General features: G+C 47.1%; 10 protein-coding genes. 3 read left to right on the plus strand and 7 right to left on the minus strand.

Annotation, left to right across the window (positions count from 1 at the left end):
• Window positions 1–592: 592 nt before the first annotated feature.
• The 3 genes from QT984_RS24470 to QT984_RS24480 all read right to left on the minus strand — a co-directional run bounded on the left by QT984_RS24470 (window position 593) and on the right by QT984_RS24480 (window position 7168).
• On the minus strand, window positions 593–4087 hold the full coding sequence (locus tag QT984_RS24470) for a DUF4347 domain-containing protein (protein ID WP_333375163.1): 3495 nt from the start codon (window positions 4085–4087) through the stop codon (window positions 593–595).
• A 699-nt stretch (window positions 4088–4786) separates the two neighbouring features.
• Window positions 4787–5194 (minus strand): hypothetical protein, encoded by a 408-nt coding sequence (locus QT984_RS24475; protein WP_333272684.1) that lies wholly within the window; start codon window positions 5192–5194, stop codon window positions 4787–4789.
• 486 nt (window positions 5195–5680) lie between these two features.
• A complete protein-coding gene (locus QT984_RS24480; protein WP_333052979.1) occupies window positions 5681–7168 on the minus strand; it encodes a hypothetical protein in 1488 nt (495 codons plus the stop codon).
• 74 nt (window positions 7169–7242) lie between these two features.
• Here QT984_RS24480 and QT984_RS24485 point away from each other — a divergent pair, with 74 nt between their 5' ends.
• Entirely contained in the window at window positions 7243–8904 is a 1662-nt protein-coding gene (locus QT984_RS24485; RefSeq protein WP_333052981.1) for a glycosyltransferase family 39 protein, read from the plus strand.
• A gap of 416 nt (window positions 8905–9320) precedes the next feature.
• A complete protein-coding gene (locus tag QT984_RS24490) occupies window positions 9321–9932 on the plus strand; it encodes a Uma2 family endonuclease (protein WP_333232049.1) in 612 nt (203 codons plus the stop codon).
• Window positions 9933–10114: 182 nt separating this feature from the next.
• Here the strand turns inward: QT984_RS24490 and QT984_RS24495 are convergent, their stop codons facing one another.
• The 4 genes from QT984_RS24495 to QT984_RS24510 all read right to left on the minus strand — a co-directional run bounded on the left by QT984_RS24495 (window position 10115) and on the right by QT984_RS24510 (window position 20737).
• Window positions 10115–10333, minus strand: a complete 219-nt coding sequence (locus QT984_RS24495; RefSeq protein WP_333052985.1) for a hypothetical protein — start codon at window positions 10331–10333, stop codon at window positions 10115–10117.
• Between the two features lie 41 nt (window positions 10334–10374).
• On the minus strand, window positions 10375–15165 hold the full coding sequence (locus QT984_RS24500; protein ID WP_333375165.1) for a response regulator: 4791 nt from the start codon (window positions 15163–15165) through the stop codon (window positions 10375–10377).
• 277 nt (window positions 15166–15442) lie between these two features.
• Entirely contained in the window at window positions 15443–16720 is a 1278-nt protein-coding gene (gene iscB, locus QT984_RS24505) for an RNA-guided endonuclease IscB (RefSeq protein WP_333052989.1), read from the minus strand.
• Between the two features lie 915 nt (window positions 16721–17635).
• A complete protein-coding gene (locus tag QT984_RS24510; RefSeq protein WP_333052991.1) occupies window positions 17636–20737 on the minus strand; it encodes an MFS transporter in 3102 nt (1033 codons plus the stop codon).
• A gap of 317 nt (window positions 20738–21054) precedes the next feature.
• Here QT984_RS24510 and QT984_RS24515 point away from each other — a divergent pair, with 317 nt between their 5' ends.
• Window positions 21055–22431, plus strand: coding sequence for a 2-polyprenyl-6-methoxyphenol hydroxylase-like oxidoreductase (locus tag QT984_RS24515; protein ID WP_333052993.1), 1377 nt, complete (start codon window positions 21055–21057; stop codon window positions 22429–22431).
• The last annotated feature ends 530 nt before the right edge of the window (window positions 22432–22961 follow it).

Genomic DNA, 22961 nt, shown 5'->3' on the forward strand with positions numbered 1-22961 from the left:
CACACCATTAGCCAGATACGTAGTGCATCAAACCATTGGGAAGCATTAGTCAGGTAAAACTCAGAAAATATTTTATGTGGTTCTGAGTTCCTGAGAATTGCTCTAGCTAGTACCTGATACATTCACATTAGATAAAACCAGGAAAATTCCCTAAAATTTTGATTAATTTAACTTTTTTCCTATCTGTAAAAAAGTTCCCACAAATCTAAAAATTATTGGTTGAGAAAGCAGGCTTTATTCGGCCGCTACTTATGGTTAGCCAGCTCAGGATTGCAATAGACGGGTGTGTCTCATTCTAGGTGTGGGCGATCGGCAATAAACAAGATTTATTACCGATCGCACTTGAAAAGAATCAGATCGATCGCTCCTCTTCGTTGGCGTAGCCCCCGTAGGGGCGCAGGGCTGTTTCATTCTCAAGAAAACGATGATTTTGACTCTTGTAGTGCTACCCCTACTCCCCGTGCCTACCCTCCCCATCCACGATTTGCTCATGTTTCAGAGATTGGGGCAGCCACGGGGGGCTGCCCCTACAAGAGAATGAAACAGCCCTGCGTAGGGGCGGGCTGCTGATGGCGCACCCTACCCCAGCCAGTTAGATTGTTACCTGAGTGAAATCGCTAGCGGTGAGAATACCGGGGGTAATATTGTTAAGCTTCGCCAACAATTGATTGGTGTCCGTCACAGTAATCAAAGTTTGATTGTTGCTGGAAGTAATACTGAGTTGATTAAAACTCAAACCAGAACTCAACCCAATTAAATCCTCTCCCTTGCGGAAATCAGTAATGATGTCGCTACCCAAACTTTGATTGAGGAAAAACACATCATTTCCCGAACCACCAGTCAATGTATCGTCCCCAACATCGCCGCTGAGGAAATCCTCCCCAGCACCGCCGCTGAGAATATCATTAGCTTTGCCGCCGTACAGGGTATCGTTACCGATGTCGCCGAACAGCACATCGTTTTCATTGCCGCCCAACAGCAAGTCGTTGCCCTCACCGCCATTGAGACTGTCGTTTTCTTTGCCGCCGTAAAGCGTGTCATTTCCCAATAAGCCAAAAATCAGGTCTGCACCTTCATTGCCAAAGGCAATATCGTTGCCATTTCCAGCATTAAGTGTGTCATTTCCCAAGTTGCCTAAAATGTAGTCGTCTCCATCTTCACCGAGTAAGATATCGTCATCTTTACCGCCGAAAATGCTGTCGTTGCCAAAGCCCCCGGCAACTGTATCATTGCCTAAATCTCCCCTCAACAAGTCGTCGCCCTCACCACCAACCACAGTGTCATTATCTTTGCCAGCGTAGATGGTATCGTTGCCAGCGTCGCCAGAGATGAAATCGCTGCCTCCATTGCCGAAGATTGAGTCGTTATCTGCACCGCCGTCAATGTTGTCATTGCCGCCCATACCGTAAAGAATATCGTTGCCGACTTGTCCGTTAATCGACTCGTTGATGCCACCGCCCATGATGAAATCGGCATCGTTACCGCCGTTGATTGTTTGTTGGACGGGGTTGGGGGTGATGGTGGCAGAGTCGAGTTGCGGGGCGTTGAGGCTATCGAGCAGGGAACCATCCGAGGCCGGAGTTGGTGTCGGTGCGGGAGTTGGTGTCGGCGGCGGAGTCGGTTCGGGCGTCGGAGTAGGCGCCGGTTCCGGTGTGGGAGTTGGTGCCGGTTCCGGTGTGGGAGTCGGAGTCGGTTCCGGTGTGGGAGTTGGAGTCGGTTCGGGCGTCGGAGTAGGCGCCGGAGTCGGTGTGGGCGCCGGAGTCGGTGTGGGTGTCGGAGTCTCAGTCGGAGTCGGCGCGGGCGTCGGAGTTGGCGCCGGAGTCGGTGTGGGAGTTGGAGTCGGTTCCGGTGTGGGAGTTGGAGTCGGTTCCGGTGTGGGAGTTGGCGCCGGAGTCGGTGTGGGAGTTGGAGTCGGTTCCGGTGTGGGAGTTGGCGCCGGAGTCGGTGTGGGCACTGGGACGACACTACCTCCCAATTCAAAAGAGCCGCTGTCCACGATCGCACCTGGAATGCTGTCGCCATCTTGAGGGCGAGTCAGGCCTCGCTGATCCGTAGCAGGTGCGTCGGTGGCAATCCCTTTATCAATTGCCGGACTTCCTGTCAGCAGCGGCCTGACTAAAGCGCCGTTGATGTTTTGCAAAGGGCCAAGTAAGGGGTCTGCGATCGTCACACTTGCCGTCGCATTGACATCGCTTCCGTCATTGGGGTTTTTGGCCGGCCACTGAAAATTCCCTCCTCGATCGCTATATTGGGCGGTGACGTGTTGCTGAATGCCCCAAGGGTTTCCTCCGTTAGCCGCTGTATTGTTGGAAAGAATAGTGTTTTTGAGGGTGACATTATTGGCATTGGCGAAGATACCTCCACCAACCCAGCCTGCAGAATTATCGGCGATCGTCGTGTTGAGAATGGTTGTGGGTGCACCAAGAGTCATTGCACCGCCGAGTTTGTTGAAATCACCAGCAGCAAAGGCCGTGGAGTTGCCAGAAAACGTACTGTTAGTAATCGTAGTAGGGACATTTCGCATCCACAGCCCGCCACCTTGATTATTGGCTTTGTTGCCCGCAAAGGTGGTGTTGGCAATGGTCAATCCCTGGTTGGTGCTGTCGCTCAAAATCGTTACCCCACCACCGTTTCCATCATTTCCACCGTTGGGTAGCGCCAGAATTTCGTTATTTTGGAAGGTGCTGTCTGCAATACTTACGCTATCTTGGGTGCCGGTAAACAGATAAGCTGCTCCGCCTTCGCCTCGCCCTTTGTTGTTTTGGAATACGCTTTTGCTGATTTTAATTGTGCCGGAAGGCTCGTCAGTAGAACTGGCGCGGTCTGTGTAAATTGCCCCGCCGAAACCCCTTAAAAAAGAATTGCCGTTGGGATCGTTTGGGGCGAACTGGCCGGAGGTGGTATCGTTGCCGATGAATCGCGAGTTTTCAACTGTTAACTTGCCGTTTAGGCTGTTAATTGCCCCACCATTAATTCCTAAGTTGTTGGTGAAGTCGCTGTTAACAACGGTGAGGTTTTTATTACTTGCAAAAGCAATACCGCCAGCGCCACGTTCATCGTTGGTTGCAGTGGCTTTATTTCCGGTGAATTTACTGTCGGTAACGGTCAGGGTGTTGTTCCAGCCGCTGAAGATTGCACCGCCGCCTTTATCAGCCACGTTGTTGGTAAACTGAACGTTTTCTACGGTCATCGTTACTTCGTCTTGTGTACCGATCGCCCCACCATTATCCACCGTTTTACCGTTGATAATAGCGAGGTTTTTGACTGTAAAATTCGTAGCAGTCGCAACGTTGGCATTGACAAAAAAGGCGCGGGATGCGTTGTTGCCACTGATGGTTAAACCGGGTGCGGCGGCGCCGTCAATGGTGATGTTTTTGCCAACGGGAATATCGAGTTGACCGCTGGTGAGGGTAATGGTTTGGTTGGCTAAACCTGGAGCGAAGGTAATGATATCGCCGGCAACAGCGGTGGCGATCGCAGCCCTTAATGAACCCGGCCCGCTATCGCTATTGTTGGCTACTACGATCGTAGCTAAATCACCTTGGTAACTTGCCATAGCCTCTGGCCCCAAGGCTAAGGGAGATTCAATCTGACCCTTAGCAAATTCTAAATTCCAGTCGCCGTTGCTGCCAGTTATGTTGGTAGAGGCCGCAACGTCAGCTCCGGTTAATTGACTGAATCGATCGACGAAATTAACACCTGTACCGCCTGCTACATCGCAGCCGTACAGCATGATGTCTGCTTCTGGGGCTAGTGAAGTTTGCCACTTTTCCAACTGGCTTTTGTATTGCTCTATGTTATCTGAACCCAGAGCGGTATTGCCTAATTGTAGGCTGCCTGAACTGCCGTGAGAAATAATGTGAACCGAGTCTATCGCCCCCTTAGTAGAGGCGTATTTTTCCATCTCGGATGTGATTTGTTCGATGCCGTTTTTGGTGCGATCGAGTATTACTACCTGCTGTCCGGGCAGCACTCCTGCTGTAATTGACTCGTAATCTTTCACGCCGGCGTCAATGAAGACTAAGGAGCGCACTGGCCGTTCTTCAAAAGCAGATTGTGAGTTAACTTGAGCGAATGTAGAACTCATATTGGAGACTCCATTAAGGGCATTATTAGTAGATACACCCCGGAGTTATCTCATCAGGCTTATTTCATTATATCTTAACACCCAATTGATAGATGATGCCTTTTTAAAAATATTTTTGTTGATTTATTTTGCTCGGCATTTGCATTTTTACTTTTAACCAAAATGGAAATATGAGCCTCTATCTATGGGAATAGATCGCAATATTAATCGGGAATATTGAAATAAATCTAGGTTCTATTATCCAATTTTTTTTTGACCACGAATTTCAAAGGTGGTATCAAGCCCCCGAATTTATCCGTGGAATCAATCCAAAATCGAAAATCGAAAATCCTCAAGAAAGAGCATTTATCTCGCGCAAGTCAATCTAAAATCTAAAATCTAAAATCTAAAATCGATTGACCTTATTTTGCTAATAGTAGGCTGAGTTGAGGGATGCGGAAATAGTGGAGGTAATTCACCCCCGAATAACTCCTCTTATATTTAGTAGTTTTTATTTGAGTGTGAGATTTTACGTAGAGGCACAATGCACTAGAGTTTCCCTAGCTGTATTTCATCCAATGGAAAACTGAATTATGTAGATTTTGAACAATTCTATATGCTTTGACTTTGCTAGGTTTGCGGTACACCTAAATACTGATTCCCAGGACGTTTGGTCGCATTTACTAACAGTCAAAACAATCTAAGATTAAGTGGAACCCCTCACGGTAAATCAATTGGCTTATCGCGCCCACCGCCGTTGCTGAATGTATCACTATCTCGATCGGCATAACACGAACCAAGTCCGCTGTTTTGAGTCAGAGAATTATGCGATTTTGGCAATTGACTTTTGTATGGTTCGAGGTAATCTGAACTGAGGATAACAAAGCCTAATTGCAGTTGGTTCGAGGGACAGTCATAAGTCGAGCCAACTTTGTCAATCTCTCTAAGGATAGAGGCAGATTTTTGAAGTTTCCAGGTAAATTTATCGATGCAGTAAGATTCCCCAGCCAATATTCTGGCAACAAAATATCCACCTTCATTGATGCTGGACTCCTTGACTACAAAGCTTTTGGATGGGGGATTTGCGTCTTCCGAGGCGGGAGTCGTTTCCCTTAAAGAAGTCAACATATTCCGTCCTCCAAAAGTGAGTTTAGCGGTAGATACAGCCTTGGAGTCAGAGCTTCTGAAACTGCCAGCGACCTTGTTTATTTCGCCCATTCTTATGTAACCTATCTATCAGTTTGCCCTATTTCTGCTGCACTGCCATCCGCGATCGCACGGAATTTATATTCTGCGTGTTTTCCCTTAGTTCCGGCAAACGCGCCATTACCGATCGATCCGGTATCCTATCCGCGATCCCACTTTCACAAAAGAATCCAACTGTAATATCATCTCCGAGCAATTAACCATAATATCCTGGTCGGGGCGGGTTTTTGAGATTGTCAATTATTGGCAGGTATTGTTCGTGAACCCGCCCCTACAATCGCGGTCCCACGACCGGATATGATATAAGCCCGTGCTTCAAAGCTCGATAGTCTTCAGTCATTCGGCCATCTAAAATCTAAAATTTAAAAGGGTATGACACTTAGTAGATTGGCCTCGCAACAGCACCCCTCAAGATTCTGTGGAAGATGGCGGTTTTTTCCCTGCATTGCGAATATTAATAATCTTGTTGAGCGCCTCAAACCAAAAACCAGCCCCCATAGAAATAGCTACCCCACTCAATATCCAACCAAACAATTTTGTAATCAAAGCCGGCCACAATAAATTCTTCTGCTTATCACGTTCTAAACTGTTCTGTTCGCTCCATCCAAAAGGCAGAGCTACCTCATCCAAAGCTATATCTACATCCTTTTGAACTTTTCTCAGACTTGTTAAATTATCTAATTTAGTCTCAGCATTGTTTCCCACCAACTGCTCAGCGTACAAATTAACAGTCGATCGCAACATCGAATCCTTCGACAACCGATTAATAATATGAATGGTATCAGCATTAGCAGCAACCGCGATCGCAGTTCCGAGCAAAATCGCCACCCCTCTAGCATTCCGCTTGTAAACACCAGAAGCACGCTCCATCGATTGGTCAAACCAAATTTCAATTTCTTTCTGAAACCGCTGCAACTGCTCTTGAGTATTTCCGCCACTTTTTTCAGCGCGCTGCGCTAAAATATAAAGGCTGCGTTTCAAAGATTCTGGCATACTGTCCAAGGTTTCTTGAATTTGTTGATAAATCGGACTCTCCTCTTTTAGCTCCATAATTTCTGCTACCGACTCTTGACTTTTTTTAACACTATTTAACAGATTGCTGAAACTAGGTTGCAGTTGCCCCAGCAGCGCCACCCGCTCAATTCTGCTGTCAAAACGAGCCTTGACAAATGCCATCTGCCTCTGAAAGTCTCTCCCTCCCTGCTCGGTTTCTGGTAGATAAACCTGAGAATCCTTAATATAAAATCCTAGCTTTTCCGACATTCGATCTAAGCTGTTGTTCAAACTTGCTAAATTGTTTTGATAATCTTCAACAACTCGATTGAACTCCGCAGTCAGCCACCTAAATTCTTGCTCAATAATCGGTTTAGTAGCATCCGGCAAACTCAGATTTTCTCCAATCTGTTGAATTTGTGCCAACTGTAAATCTTTAAATCTTTCCAATCTGGTTTTAGAGATAGAGCTGAGCAAACTAGAAACCTTTAAAGTCTCCAAAAGGCTAGCCGAAAAACACTCGGCTGGAATATAAGAAGGCCCACTGGATTTATTGCCGAAAACATTTTTAGTACCCGTAATTCCGTGGTACAAATCCCCCAGGCGGTGCGTAACAGAGCGGAATCCCTCTGATAACAGCCCTTTCGCTCCCTGATTCAAATCTTTGATAATCGGATTGGCGTAAATCGCATGGGCTAACTGTCCGACTCGCTTAAATTGCAGGGGATCTTTCGCACCTTCGCTGCCGCCAGAAATCAGCACTTCGATCGACTTCTTTAAATGTTCCGCCCGCCACTGCCAAACAGTAGCAATCAGTTCCTGAATTTCCGAAGCTAGCAAGCTTAAAGTCAGGTAGATAAATACTAAGCCAATGATAATATCTATAATTACAGGCAAGTTCATGGTATTTTCCTAGTCGCAAATAACTGCTGTCTAAGTTTACCCTCAGTTTGGGACGCTCAAAACTCTCTTAACTTATGTCAGAAATCTTTCCATTCCTTGGCCGCAAACCGAAAAATCGCTGGAATGACAGCTTTACAGACAAAGTGTGGATGCTGGCTTTTCTGTTGGCTGCAGTGCTGATTTTCGGGCTGAATCTGGGCGGCGTGGCTTTGCGGGATTGGGATGAAGGCATTGCAGCGCAGGTAAGTCGCGAAATTTGGCGCGGCAACTTAAATTGGCTGTATCCGACGATCGACTCTATGCCTTATTTCAACAAACCGCCGCTGGTACACTGGCTAATCGGGCTCTGTTTTGCCGTCGGCGGTGTCAGCGAATTGACGGCGAGGTTGGTACCGGCGATGCTGACGGCGGCTTCAGTGCCCTTGCTTTACGCCATTGGCAGGGAGTTGTTTCCTAGACGCTCGATCGCCATTTTTTCTGCCCTCGTGTATCTGACGCTGTTACCGGTGGTGCGGCATGGACGTTTGGCGATGTTGGATGGAGCAGTTTTGTGTTTTTTGCTGGGGGCGATGTGGTGTTTGCTACGATCGCGCCGCGACTTGCGCTACGCTTTGGGCGCGGGGATTGGGTTCGGACTCATTTGCCTGACTAAGGGCGTCATGTTGGGGCTGCTGCTGGGTGCTGTTGGCTGTATTTTTTTGGTTTGGGATACCCCGCGACTCCTCACTTCTGGGTATCTTTGGGGCGGATTGGCGATCGGAACATTGCCAGTAGCTGCTTGGTATTTTGCCCAATGGCTGCACTACGGCCAATATTTCATCCACACTAATTTAATTAACGAATCTTTCCGGCGCATTTCGGAACCTGTAAGCAGTCACAGAGGCCCGCCTTGGTATTATCTTTTAGAAATTTTAAAATTAGCTTGGCCGTGGCAGTTATTTTGGCTACAAGGGCTGCGCCTGAGTTGGGAAAATCGCAATTTTGCCGGGCCAAAATTAGTATTGGTTTGGACAGGAGTATATCTGCTGGCTATTTCTGTGATGACTACTAAATTGCCGTGGTATGTTTTGCCAATTTATCCAGCTTTTGCTCTTGCTGTTGGCAGTTATCTCGCTGAAGTTTGGGAGCAACTGTGGCTGCCGCCAGAACCCGTCAAAGAGGAAGCAGAAGAACGTTTTGATGCTATTTCTTTGCTGCCTCATCCCGCGATTTTGGCAGTGCTGGCTATAGTTGCTGTCGTCGGTTGCGTGTACTTCAGTGGCTGGGTATGGATCGGGGGACAAATTGCGCCTCCAGAGCGAGATTTGCAGTTAATGCTGATGTTTGTAGCTTTGACAATGACAATGGCGGCCGTGTTGCTGCACCGCAAAGACCGACAGTTTATATTAGTTTTAATTTGGGGAACTTACCTGACGCTGTTGGTATTGGTGGCTTCAGATAACTGGGTTTGGGAATTGGCGGAGGATTATCCGGTTAAGCCGATCGCCGAAATTGTCCGCACAGGAACTCCGGCGGGTCAACAAGTGTTTACTTCTCACCGCTTGGGCCGTCCATCGCTGAATTTTTACAGTCAACGCCAAGTTATTGTTGCCGACGCACCTACGCTCAAACAGAAATGGCAAACTCTTCCTCAACCTTATTTTCTGTTAGAAAAACCTGTTTTAAAACATTTAGGTTTGCAGAATGCTGAGGTTGTCAAAACAGCGGACGATTGGGTTGTGGTAACTCGAAAGTAAGCGTGTTTCCCCAAATTACCGTAGGGGCGGGTTCACCAACCATAATCGCCTCAGACCAAAAATCTCGAAAACCCGCCCCCACTTGGGCGGCAAATCCAAATCTACATTAGACCTCTTGCAAAAATAATTAGGACGGGCTCTGGGGCCCATCCCACAAGAGTTATTTTTTCTTGTGGGATGAGCCCCAGAGCCCGTCCCATCAATTGATGAAAAGCATTTTTGCAAGAGGTCTATTTTTGGGATGCAATCGCATATCAGATCAATCTAGGCGATCGGCTGTGTGCGGACGAGTTTACCAACAATTCATACCACAAACCAACAATCTCAAAAACCCCTACACAAACTCAACCTTAAAAAGCTTACCCAAAAATGTTACACTAAACAAAAGCCTCAGTTAAATGCTCTCTAATAGAACTATGCAACTTACTGAACAACGATACTACTCGATCGAGGAATATCTAGCACTAGAAGAAGCTGCGGACTACAAAAGCGAATACATTGACGGTGAAATATTTCCTATGGCCGGTGGCTCTACAAATCACAATCAAATAGCGCTCAACTTCAGTACCGAACTAAATTTTGCATTCAAAAAACTAGACTATCGAGTTTTCATGAGCGATGTCCGCTTGTGGATACCCAAGAAGCGCATCTATACTTATCCCGATGTGATGGTAGTATGTGGGAAGCCGGAGTATTATAATAACCGCACCGATACGATTACCAATTCCAGAGTAATTATTGAGGTTTTGTCAGCTTCAACTAAAGGATACGATCGCAGCAAAAAGTTTGAGGGATACCGCACAATTCCCACTCTTGAAGAATACTTATTGCTCGACCAAAATCGGAGATATATCGAACATTTTTCTAAGACGGATGATAAGCGATGGTCGTTTGCTGAGTACAATGAATTGGATGAGACGATCGCGCTTGCTTCACTATCCTTTGAAATTGCTGTGGCAGATATCTATAATAAAGTGAATTTTGAAGAAGTAGATCCAGAAATTGCACCTGAAATTGGAGAAGTTTAATCAGGCTCAAAGCCCGCCAGGGTGCATTTCATTTTTGCAAATATATTCGTAGGGGCGAAGCATTCCGGCAGTAAATCTATGGTAATCGCTAATAAATTATCTGCCGGAATGGTTCGCTTTTACAAAATTGAGATGCACCCCCGCCGAAAAGCCTGGTTTATTGGGTTTTGATGCGTCCGTGATTATTTAACACGATTATTTCCGGGGCAGTGGTGGGAATTAGGGAACCACTTACACTTAATGATTCCACCGGATATTTCTTCTAATTTAGCAGGGGTGTGACCTGCACCGAATATATCAAGGTTGAGATTGAGGGCTACTTTCGCGGCGTAAGCAATGTACAAAGCACCAGGTACTAATACTGAAAAAAATACTGTCTTAGCAACTAGATTGTTATCCATGATATCTGTTTCGCTTCAAAGAGTTAGTTATCACTTGTTAATTATTCTGTGATTGTATCGCTGTAGAGTCTTTCTATTTTCAACGCCGTTTCGACTCTTTGATACTCCGCTTCAACCTCTTCTAAAAGCGCGCAGGCCGGATCGGGTAAAGACTGGTTAGCATTTGTTCCCATGCGGCCCATGATTTCGAGTTCCTCGCACAGCTCAAACAAGCGAAAAGCACCGAGAGTACCGCTAATCGACTTTAAAGAGTGAGCCGATCGCCGCAAAGCCAGCGGATCGGCGTTGCACAGAGCCATAGAGATGCCTCGCAGCAGTTCGGGAGCTGTTTCGAGGTAAATCTCGATCGCCTCGTCTAAAGCTTCCACTTCTCGCAATCCCTCTATAATCTTGGCACTCAGGGACTCGTGCCCCTCTGACAAAGCCCGATCGAGATTTGATGCACCCCACTCGACGACTGCCGGCGAATTGGGAATTGTCTGTTGTGGATTTCCCGCAACAGCCACATTCGATCGCACTTGTAATTCACTCGTTCCTTCGATCTGTTCCGCCGGGGCATCCAAGCAAACGATCGGCTGCAGACGATCGAATGCGGAGTTCGATCGAGATTTACACGCCATCAAAGCTCGCACCAACTGATCGATGGCGATCGGCTTGCTCAAATAGTCGTCCATCCCCGCAGCCATACACTCTTCGCGATCGCCCTGCATCGCATTTGCCGTCATCGCCACAATCCAAGGCCTTGTCGATTTTCGATTTTCGATTTTCGATTTTCGATTGTTAGATTCATCAGTCGATTTTCTATTTTCTATTTGCGATTTTCGATTGTTAGATTCATCAGTCGATTTTCTATTTTCTATTTGCGATTCTCGATTGTTAGATTCCTTAGTCGATTTTCTATTTTCTATTTGCGATTCTCGATTGTTAGATTCCTTAGTCGATTTTTGATTTTCTATTTGCGATTCTCGATTGTTAGATTCATCAGTCGATTTTCTATTTTCTATTTGCGATTCTCGATTGTTAGATTCATCAGTCGATTTTTGATTTTCGATTTGCGATTCTCGATTGTTAGATTCCTCGTCAGTCAATGGGGGATTTTCGATTTTCGATTTTCGATTATTAGATTGCTCATCAGTTGCGGAAAGTTCTGATTCTCCCGTGAGATTTTCTAAAGTTAAATCTGCTGAAAATTGCTCGCGGATGCGGCGGGTAGTTTCCAGTCCGTCCATTTCCGGCATTTGCACATCCATCAGCACCACATCATAAGGCTGGCGGCGCAAAGCTTCGAGCACTTCGATACCGTTTCCCGCCACATCCGCGCGATACCCCATCCGCTGTAAAATTTGCAAAGCCACCTTCTGATTCACCAAATGATCGTCAGCCAACAGAATCCGCAGCGGTAAGTTCTCGGCCAGCACGGGTATGGTTTGCAAGAAAGGCCCGCTAGTGCGCTGCCCTTTAAATTCCGGTGTCTGTTCTCCAAAAATATTGATTAAAACATTGTAAAGCTGAGATTGTTTGATGGGTTTATTTAAAAAAGCAGCAAAATCCATCTCCATAGAAGGGGAATTAATTTCTTGCCTGCCGATCGAAGTTAGCATCACTAACGGCAACTTTTCGCAATCAGGATACCGGCGAATTTGCGCCGCTAAAGCCAACCCGTCCATTTCCGGCATTTGCATATCCAAAACTGCCAAGTCAAACATTTCTTTAGCAGCCAGCCAATCTAAAGCCAAACGAGCCGAAGCTGAAGCCCTAGCCACCATTCCCCAAGACTGAGCTTGGAGAGTCAAAATTCTGCGGTTGGTAGCATTGTCATCGACAATTAAGACTCGCTTCCCAGCTAATTCAGGTTGAGAATTGCTCAAGTTAAGTGGTAAGGAATTCTTGCAGCCAGAAACGATCGTACTAAAATAAAAAGTAGAGCCAACGGATTTCGTATTTTGGGCGATCGGCTGGTTGCTGAGTACAGATTTGGCATAGCCATATTTTTCGGCAATTTCGCAAGATTCTGCCCATCCCAAATCAAAAACTGCCGACGATCTAAAATGAGCCGGAGGATTGCCCGCGACACTACCCATACTTTCCACCCACATCCGACCGCCCATCATTTCGGCCAAACGCTTGCTAATTGCCAAACCCAATCCGGTACCGCCGTACTGCCGGCTCGTTGAAGAATCCACCTGGCTGAAAGATTTAAATAGCCGATCCATGCGATCGCTCGGAATGCCGATACCGGTATCTTTGACCGCAAAATGTATTTCGTATGCTGGGTTAATTGCTACCGGTTCGCCAGCAATTAATGGCGGTTCTTTAGCGTTAGCCGCCGGCACTGAAATCTTTTTGGCAGTCACCGAAACCACCACTTCTCCAGCGTCGGTAAATTTAACCGCATTACTGAGCAAGTTGATTAAAATTTGCCTCAAGCGGGTGCTATCGCCGATCGCCGTTGCGGGTACTGTACGATCGATCAAGTAACCCACTTCCAGTTTTTTTTCTGCCGCCTTAGCAGCTACCAAGTCTAGAGATTCCTCTATGCAAGTGCGGAGGTCAAACGGATGTTCCTCCAAGTCCAATTTGCCCGATTCAATTTTCGAGAAATCTAGAATATCGTTGATCAGAGTCAGCAAGGCATCGCCACTGCTGCGGATAGTTTCTACAAAATCGCGCTGTTCGCGAGTTAAGGGGGTATCCAGCAGCAAACCAGTCATGCCGATGACTCCATTCATCGGAGTGCGAATTTCGTGGCTCATGGTGGCTAAAAATTCGCTTTTGGCTCTAGTAGCCGCCAGTGCTTGATCGCGAGCTTTTGCCAAATCTACGTCGGTTTGCTGGCGTTCGAGTTCGCTTCCCACCCACTGAGCCATCAGTTTCATCAACTCTCTGTCTACAGCTCGAAACGGTTCTGTCACAGGAGTCGGAGAAAAGAAGCACAGAGTGCCGTAAACTTTGCCTCCCACCGTGACGGGAATGCCCATGTAAGCTTCAATGGGGAAGGCTCGATCGTGCGTGTTAAAGGAAAAACCCGAAAATCTCACCGACTCAAAGTAGATCGGTTCTTTTGCCATTGACGTAGCGACGCAGAAAGTTTTTTCCAGATCGTAGATTTGGTCTTTGACGATCGACCCGTCGGGACACTCAACAGCCATTATTTGATAGTTGTCGCCTTGAATGCAGGACAAAATTCCCACAGACAGGCCTAAATGCCGACATCCCATTGCCAGCAGTTCTTGGAGGCGCAAATCAAAGGTAGAGAGGTGGTTGAGCGGGTCTGTACGGGGAGCCGAAGTCACTTGGTACAAAGCTTTGATTGCAGCTTCGCTTTCTCGAAGTTCTTGTTCAGTTTGCTTCCGCACGCTGATGTCGCGGGAAATGCCGATAATTTCTTGGACTTCGCCTGTTTGGGGATCGCTGATCGTGCGGCCGGTGGTTTCAAACCAAATGTATTTGCCGTCTTTGCGGCGGATGCGGTAGCTGACGGTGTAAGTAACTGGGAGGGCCAGGACTTTCCAGTGGGCTTTGGCAATGGTTTCTAAATCGTCGGGGTGAAAATAATCCTTGGGGACGCGGCCGATGAGTTCCGAAGGTTCGTATCCCAGCAAAGCCCTGCTGGCGGGCGAGACGTAAACAAACACGCCTTTGGGGTCGTGTCTGGTGATCATGTCGGTTGAGTTTTCGGCCATCAACCGATAGCGGTCTTCGCTTTCATTACGTTCGACTTGAGAATTGCCCAATGCTTCTAGCATTCGGTTGATGGCGTCGGCCAAGCTTGCGAGTTCATCTTCTCCGGCAATATCAACGCGCAAGCTTGGGTCGCCGTTGGCTGCGATGTTGCTGACGCTGGTGCTCAAGGAAGCCAATCTCGCCAAAACTAATTTTTCTAGCAACAGCAGGGTGATGGCGCTAAATATTAAACCTACTGCCAGTATTGATAAGGTAAACAGCTCCAAGGTAGCCTGACCTTGGCCGTAGATGATGCGATCTGTCTCTACTCGCAGCAGCAGCGCTAGGTTGCCGTGGATGTCGCGAATCAGGGCGTATCCTGCGACTAAGGTGTCGCTGAGTGGCTCGACTAAAATTTCTGCTGATTTGAGGTTGGAAATTTTGAGTTTGACATTTTCCAACTCCTGCCTCGATCGAGCCATCGCCTTGGCGCTGTGCCCGGAGTAGTTCGCGGCTCCCACTTTAAAATCTAAACTCGGCAATCTAAAATCCACTGACAGGTGAGTCAGTTCTGAAAGCAAACCGATTTCGCTGCTGTCTAGGTAGCGTCCCAAGATCAGCGTCCCCCGCGACGGGCCTTGGGAGTTGCTGTTCAAGATGGGCTTGGCGGCAATCAGCAGTCTGGCTTCTGGCAGGGTGAGGACGCCTGTTTTGGCGACGGGGCGATCGCCCTCGACTGTCGATGAGTCTATTAGTGCCTCGGTCAAGTGCTGTTTGAAGCTTTCGGGAATCGGGATTTCGGTTTGGGATTTAAGGTCGAAACCTTTGCTGAAGATTGTCTTACCGTTGGAGTCAAGCAGCACCAATAAGTTTAGTCTCAAGTAAATAAATGTCGAATCGACGAAATTTGACTTGACAAAATTTTCGTTCCGTGTTTCGACGAAAGAGTAAGTATCGTCCCAATCGGCGTAATCTTGGGCGCTGGTGTCTAAATTCGACAAGTCATCATCTAATGCGTCCAAAGCCCGTGCGACATCCTGGCGGACGTACTGTGCCTCCAGGTTGTGAAAATCATGCAGCAAAATAGTTGATGCAGTGGCATAGAGAACCAGAATCAGGCTGATCAGCGCTGCACCGATGATTAATAGTGTTTTTTTTCGGAGTTGCATGGCGTCGCCCTCCTCACGGTGCTAATAGGCAACTAGCCAGGAGAGGTTTGAGACGTAGGTTGTTTAACATTGGCGATCGCAGGGCCTGCGTGTTTGGACTTTTCTGGGCTGACGAAAGCAAAGCCCTTGGTATTCCCAAGGTATCCGGTATGTTGCCCCCCACAGCCAGTGTAGTATTTTCAGAGCTTTAGTTCCATATTATTCACCAAAAAACGAGCGAGAAGCCCCTGGCTTTAGACATGGGGAGGAAAGCGGCTGCGACTTCAGTCGCCTCTCTTCAAAATCCATACGAATAACCATCTTTTTTGTGAATGGGTTTGCAATATTTATGGCTAATCCCTGCCACTCTTCCCATCGTGGTGGCGATATCAAACGAGCCGGATGCACGGCACAGAGCTCGTCCCACATAGGAGCCGACTTTCTTTCCTGCGGTGACTGTCGCGCTGATAATATCACCAGTTTGAAAACCGAAATGGATTTGCTTTCTTGATTTATGGCGAATTGGAAAGCCAAACTTATCCGTGCCACACATCTGTCTGCTGCCATGTCCCGTCGCCTTGATTAGCAGTGGTTGAGAAGTCAGCACCTTTAATTCTTCGACTTTGCCGACACTTGCAGCATCTAACCAGTGACATTTAGGTAGTTGCAAACGAGTTCGATTGAACTTCGTTTGACCGCCAGAACCCGTAGTTACCGGAAGTTCAGTTTTGTTGAGCTGATTGAACAACGCCCAACGTGTCGAGTTGACGGCAGCAGCATCTTTTAAGGGTCGTTTTCTTTGTGCTTGAATTCTTTTAAGAACATCAGGTTTTTTGGCCAGGAATTGCTCAATTTTTTGAGTATCTTTCTTTTTATTGCAAGAATCGCAAGCCAGACATAGATTTGAGATACGATTCGTGCCGCCTTTAGCTTTAGGGTGAATATGTTCGACTTGTAAAGGTATATTTTCACTACCACAATAAGCGCATTTTCTGTCCCACGCATCAAGAATATATTCGCGAACCTCGTAGCCCAAAAGTGTGCCTTGCTGATATTCAATACCTGAGATTTCAGGGTTTTCAAGTTGTTGTAAATCAAATCGCACAAGTTCTTGAGCTATTGACCCGATAGGCGCAAGTTTGATGAGTTTGTTCACCCAAGTGAGTGTAGTCAAAACTCGGTGTTCAAGACTGGGTGCCAACCAACCTCTAGGACCTGTGCGATTCAAGAACCTTGGTTGACGATAACGAGTATGTCGATTTCGTCGTCCCCTCCGCAGTTGACGGCGTGAGAGCAGAGCATCTTTGATTGCCTGACCTCTGTGAGTCAATTCTGCTGCCCAAATGACTTGTGCGCCGTTCAATATGGCAAAACCAGTTACCCTAGAACCAGGATCGATTTTAATCTTTAAATGGGGTCTGATTAAATCGGGTCGGGACTCTTCAAGAATCAAAGTGAACGGAAACTTACGGTAAATAGCCGCTTGTTTCTGCTTCAGAAGCCTCCTTGCAAAACCGGGATGAATTGGTGTTAGCGGTCTTTTTTGGGCATCAATTACAAAAACAAAATTAGACATAAAGTCCTCCATTGCTGGGTAAAGTTCGCTCCCTTGAATGTTTATTGAGCTTGTTATGCCAAAAGCACTGGTTTAACCCCGTTAAGCCTGTTTAACTTTTGGCGATAGATCGGAAAACTAGCGTCGCATTCTCCGGTATCGTGACTCAAAAAACGTAGGTCTAATCCTGTCTCTGGTAAGGTTCGGGCTTTCTTCTTGAACCGCTGGCGATCGAGCCGGACTTCCTGAAAGCCCCTAGCTTTAGCTATGGGGTTCCTTACAACCTATGACCTACAAGTCAAAACCTGACGATCGGCATCTTCAAAATTAACCGCCGATCGAACTCAAAACAGTTCGCGTTTGTTTGATACTAACGCAGCCAGGGCGGCGGGCGGTTGGGAGAACAGGCGTGCTGGGTGGAGAACCCTCTCTATTATTGTACCTAAAAAATATTGAGGAGAGAGGGAACTGGCCCGCGAAGTTTGCTTTGCCAAAAGGTTTTCACTCCAATAAATGTTTTGATTTTTGTCATTCTTCAGTAATCCTTGCAACAGTTGTAGAATCTGCCTCAAAGCAAATCCAGCCTGCAAGCCTGAACCCCGTTCAAAAATTGTGATAGCAGAGGCAATGAAGATCCGGCTACTTTTTATTTATTACATCTGCAAATAAAATATACGACAATCAATAAAATCGGCTTTTCACTTTTCTATTTTAAATTCATCAAAACTGCTAATTAAAATGTATAGATTCACCGTTGGCACCAGCCTCAAAAAACGGGTATGAACTGGTTTACCATAACATTATTCAACCGTACTAACAAATTAATACAAACTCGTTCCCAATCCCCGATCAAATCCTTTACTAACATTAGTGCCTGATGTCAGTAGAAACTCACATCAGGCACTATATGCAATCCGATCGCAACTTGAGTCTTTTTTATCGGATGACGGCTAAAGCACCGGCGCCTGCTGCAGCTGCAGCCGAGGAAAGAGCGGTGAAAAACAGCCACCAAGAGGCAACTTCTGCTGCTTTCCGGGTTTCTTCGGCTTGTTTTTCAGCTTGCAGTTTGATGCTTTCGAGGCGAAGCTGCGCCTCTTGCTGCAAGCGTTCTGCTCTTTGCAAGACGGTGTTGCGGCTTCTTTCAATTTGGTCGATCAAGCGGTTGGCATCTGCTTCGGAAATGTCCTCGCGAGAACTCATTAGTGCTACTAAAGTATCGCGGTTGAAATGACCCAGCCGATCGCGCAAAGCATCAAATCCGGCTTGCGGATCGTCAAATAACTTCCGCACGTCCCGCGTAATGCCTTCGTAATTTAGTTCAGGGCGATCGAGCGAATTGAGGTAATCCCGAATTTTTCCGAGAACCCCGTCAATTACCGACTGAATACCCTCCTGTATTTTCTGAATTTGCAGTGCGAACTCATCGCGCACCGACAAAATTCCATCGACAATGCGATTGGCTTCTGCTTCAGAAATATCCGGCCGCTGAGACAGCAGAGAAACAATTGTAGCTCGATCGATGTGCGACAAGCGCTCGCCCAAACTGTATGCACCGACTTTCGGGTCATGCAGCAGCAGTTGCAAGTCGCGCTTGATGGATTCGGGATTTAATTCATCCTTGCCCGTATTACGCAAATAATCTTCTAAAACACTCTGAAAATCGTGCACTTGGCTTTGCACCCGTTTTGCCAAACGGCGGGGCGCTTTCACAATCGAGCCAAGGGTTTCCTGCACTTGGTCGATAATTTGATTGACTTGTTCCTCGCTCAAATCTTGTCTCTGAGAAAGCAGTTTTACCAAAGTATCGCGATCGACTTGAGACAGGCGGCCACGCAGCGCCAAAGCTCCTTCTTTTGGATTTTCCAGCAGTTTTGTCAAATCCCGCTGAATCCCTTCAGGATTGAGTTCTGATTTGCCAGTATTGCGAAGGTAATCTGCAAGGGCGGTGGTGGTTTGGTCGTACTGATCCTTAGCTTTTTCTGCCAACTTTTGCGGCGTATGTACCGCGCTGTGCCAATTTTCTTCGGCGCTTTCGAGAAGCTGATTTACTTGGTCTTCGCTGAGGTCTTTCCGCTGAGATAGCAATTTTACCAAAGTTTGGCGATCGAACTTAGAAGCTCTAGCTCTGAGCGCCCACATTCCCGCTTCCGGGTTGTCCAGCAGCGTTTTCAAATCGCGCTTGATGCCTTCGGGATTGAGTTCTTCTTTGCCCGTAGACTTCAAGTATTCTTGTACTCTTTGCCACTGGTTATCTAGTCGGGCTTGCGCTGCTTCTTGCAGACCTTTAGCATCTGCTAAAACTACATCTCGCGTCCTTTCTAACTCTTGAACAATCTGTTCTACTTCCTGGAATCCGAAATTTTCGCGACCTCGGAGAATTTGCACAAAACTGTCGCGGGTGTAAGGAGAAAGTCGATCGCGCAACTGTTCGTAACTCGCGTCGGAATCCTCTAAGATTTTTTTGAAATCGCTCCCGATACCTGCTGCTGTCAGTTCCTCTTTCGGCGTCAACTTCAAATAAGTTTCCAACCGCCACTGCAAATCGCGAGCTTTTTCTTGCTCCTCGGCAAAGATCACGGTTTGTAAAACGCGCTGTCTAATTGCTTCTAATTCCTGGGAAATTTCTTTAATTTTGTCTTGGGTAAAAACGCCTCGACTAGCCAAGATTTCGGCAAAATTAGACTGTTTTAGTTTTTCTAATTCGCGGCGCACTGTTCCGGGGTCGGCGGTAGGATCGTAGAGCACGTCCCGAAATTCGCGCTCGATGGCTTGGGGGTTCATCTGCCACGAATAAGTGTTGAGTAGGTAGTTTTCTACGTCGGCACGAATTGGGCTGTAAGTTACGGGTTCGCCTTTGACTTGAGCGGTAATTTTATCAGTTTGCTGGGTAACTTTGTCTTTAGCTTCTTTGAGCTGACCAACTACTTTTTCAACATCGAAGTCAGAAATATCCGTGCGACCCAATACTATTCCCATTAAAGCATTGACTGCCATTGTCGTTGCTTGGGACATCATGGTCGGGCTTTCTCCGGAATTTTGACCGCCCAGATTGCTGAGGGCTTTTTCTACCCTACTTGCCAATTTATCTGAGACCAAATCTCCCGATTTAGCAGATTTGAGATAGTCTACTAATTGAGCGATGCCGTCTGATGGCTGCCCTTGTTTTCCTACTTGTTTCCAAGCATCTTGAAGTTGGTCTACAATCCGGTTTACGTCGCGTTTTGATAAGTCCGATCGCGAACTTACTAAATCTACGAGGGTTTGCCGATCGAGATTTGGCAAATTTTCGGCTGCAATAGTTTTTAGTTGCGGATCGTTGAGCAATTTTTCAAACTCGCTACGCATCCCTTTGATGTCTAATTCTGGCGGTTTGAGGCTTTGGATGTAGTCTTCGACGTTTTCGCGCAAGCTTGTGGGGTCGATCGCGCTACCGAGTTCATGGCCCACTGCTGCTGCTGCTGCTTTGGCTGTGGCGACTACTTGGTTGCTGGCTGCTTTGGCGCCGATAGCCGAGGCTGCGGTGCCGACAATGGCTTGAAAGCCTGCTGTGGCGCTGTTGACGACGGAACCGATCAAGGAACCGACGGTGGTGGAGCTCACCCAAACAAGCATTGAGAAATAGGTAGCCCACACGACTAAACCGACGATCGCACCTAAACCGGGACTGCTAATCAAGCTGAGCTTAACTGCTAGCAAGCAAGCAAAGAATAGGGCGATGGTGACGGTAATCAGCGTCCAAGTGCCTACTTTTCTGCCGATATGGCGGACTGGGGGGCTGCCGCTATCCGAGTGGTGGTCGTCGTCGTGGGATTGTCCAATGTACGAAAGGCCGGCTGCTACTGATAAATTTGTTAGCAAGAGTTGGAAAGCGCAGGCGAGTACCACTCCAGCTATCAAGGCGATAAAAAATTGTGGCCCGGAATAGAGGAGTGCTGCGTCTTCTACTCTGTTTGTTGTTGTAGTCTGGTCTACTGGCACTTGGGCCAGCCAGAACCCGATGTTATACAGTTGTGGATTTATTGGCAAATTTTGATACATAGTATATTCCTCGTTAAGGAGTGGGTGCGCGCGCTCATTGGCGCAAGTTAACTAATGTATAGTTTTAGACTCATGCCCCCAATGGCAAGCATCGCCTTATTGTCGAGCTAAAGCATCCCCCTACAGTTGGAAGTGTAGAAATATGTCTGCGGCCGGCTGTCACTTTAGGGCAATTTGTGGTATGTAAGTCTGATTAAAATAATCGCACAGGAGAATCTGTGGTCGATCGATATTCAGAGTCGGCACAGAAGCCCAGACAAATTGTTCAAAATTCATCAACCAATTCCATAGCAAATTAGCTTTGAAGGAATTCGATAGTGCAGCGAGAAAGTCATGCAATTATTATTGGCGGCAGTTTAGCAGGACTGTTTGCCTCTAGAGTATTAGCAAAACACTTCGACAGAGTAAGTATTGTTGAACGAGATTTTTTTCCAGAAAAACCCGCACCTCGCCCTGGGATTCCTCAATCTCGTCACCTTCACATCCTTTTAAATCGCGGGAGAATCATCCTAGAAGAGTTTTTTCCCGGCTTGGAAAACGAACTGGTAGCTGCTGGTGCTCGTAGTTTAGATCCGAGGTCGATCGGGTGGTTTAGTCCGGCGGGTTGGGCCCCGCACTTTAGCCCGGATCTAAATGATTTAATTTTGTTCAGTCGGGATTTACTTGATTGGCAAATTCGCCGCCGCTTGGCTGAAAATACGAACGTGCATTTCCTCCAAGGAGGCACAGTAACGGGGTTGCTGGCTAATGCCTCGCGTGCGGAGGTTGCTGGCGTGTCGGTGCGTTTTCGCGATCGTCACAACCCTAGTAACATCCATACAGAGAATTTGTATGCAGATTTAGTAGTCGATGCTGGTGGCAAAGTTTCCAAAACACCTAAATGGTTGAAAAGTTTGGGCTATGAACCTCCGCAAGAAACCGTTATCAATGCTTTTGTCGGCTATGCCACCCGCATCTATAAATGCAGCGGTAAATTGTCAGAAACAGCGCCAGTATTTGTGTCACTAGCCCCGCCAGTTCGCACTCGTGGCGGTGCAATTTTTCCGATCGAAGGCAATCGCTGGCTGGTGACTCTCGACGGGGGCGATCGCGATTATCCCCCCACAGACGAAGCAGGCTTTCTAGAATTTGCCCGCACTTTGCCAACCCCGACAATTTATCATGCGATTAAAGACGCAGAAGCCATCACACCAGTTTATAGCTATCGAGGTACAGAAAATCGTTGGCGCCACTACGAGCGCCTCCGTCGTTATCCTGAAAACTTAATAATTATCGGTCATGCAGTTTGCGCTTTTAACCCGATATACGGACACGGAATAACGGTTGCTGCACTGGATGCTCAGATGTTAGATGAATGCCTCCAAAAGCAGCGGCAGCGCTATCTGCAGGGCAATTTAAAAGGTTTCTCTCGACAATTTCAAAAAAAATTAGCAAAATTACATACAATTCCTTGGACATTTGCCATCAGTCAGGACTCTCGCTATCGGGGAAGTACAGGTGCAAAACTAAACCTCGCTACGAGGCTGACAATTGATTACATGGATTTGGTGTTAAAAGTGCTCGTCGGAGATGCTAAAGTTTGTCAAGCATTTGTGGAAGTTGTGCACATGATTGAGTCGCCGGCTGTACTTTTTTCTCCCAGTATTGCGCTGAAGGCGATCGGGCAATTAGTCACCGTTCGGCAGAAGGCATAAGGCAAAGCGCAGAATTAATAGAAAGAGTTTACACGGAATCAGCTTATTTTTTCCAATTCTCTAGTCCTGGACGCATGGGGGCCAAGAAACCGGGTTTTTTTACGAACAGACGCATCGCAGGCCGCACACGGGCGTAAAAAACCCGGTTTCGAGGAGTCGGAGTGCGCCAAAACGGCTGATAGTATGTCCGCTACAACCTGCACGATCGAATTGGTTTGTAGTGAGGAATGAAGTCCTCACTACTTGCCTTGTAACGGTTATTTTAGCAGACAGGATATCAGACAATTCGGAAATCGTCAACACCAATTAAGCTGGCATTGACTCCAGTTAACGAAGCAATTACTTCTCCACTTCCCTTTAATTTAATCAGCGCGCTGTTATTGTTCAGACTTATTTCTAACTGGTTAAAACTCAGGCCTCCCGACAATCCGATGAAATCCTGACCTTTGACAAAGTTAGAGAGTCGATGGCAGAGTGTCCCCTACCATCTCTCCTACAAAACCGTGCTTGCGACTTTCACCGCACACGGC

The organism is Microcoleus sp. Z1_B2 (genome assembly GCF_036700325.1).
Lineage (GTDB): Bacteria > Cyanobacteriota > Cyanobacteriia > Cyanobacteriales > Microcoleaceae > Microcoleus.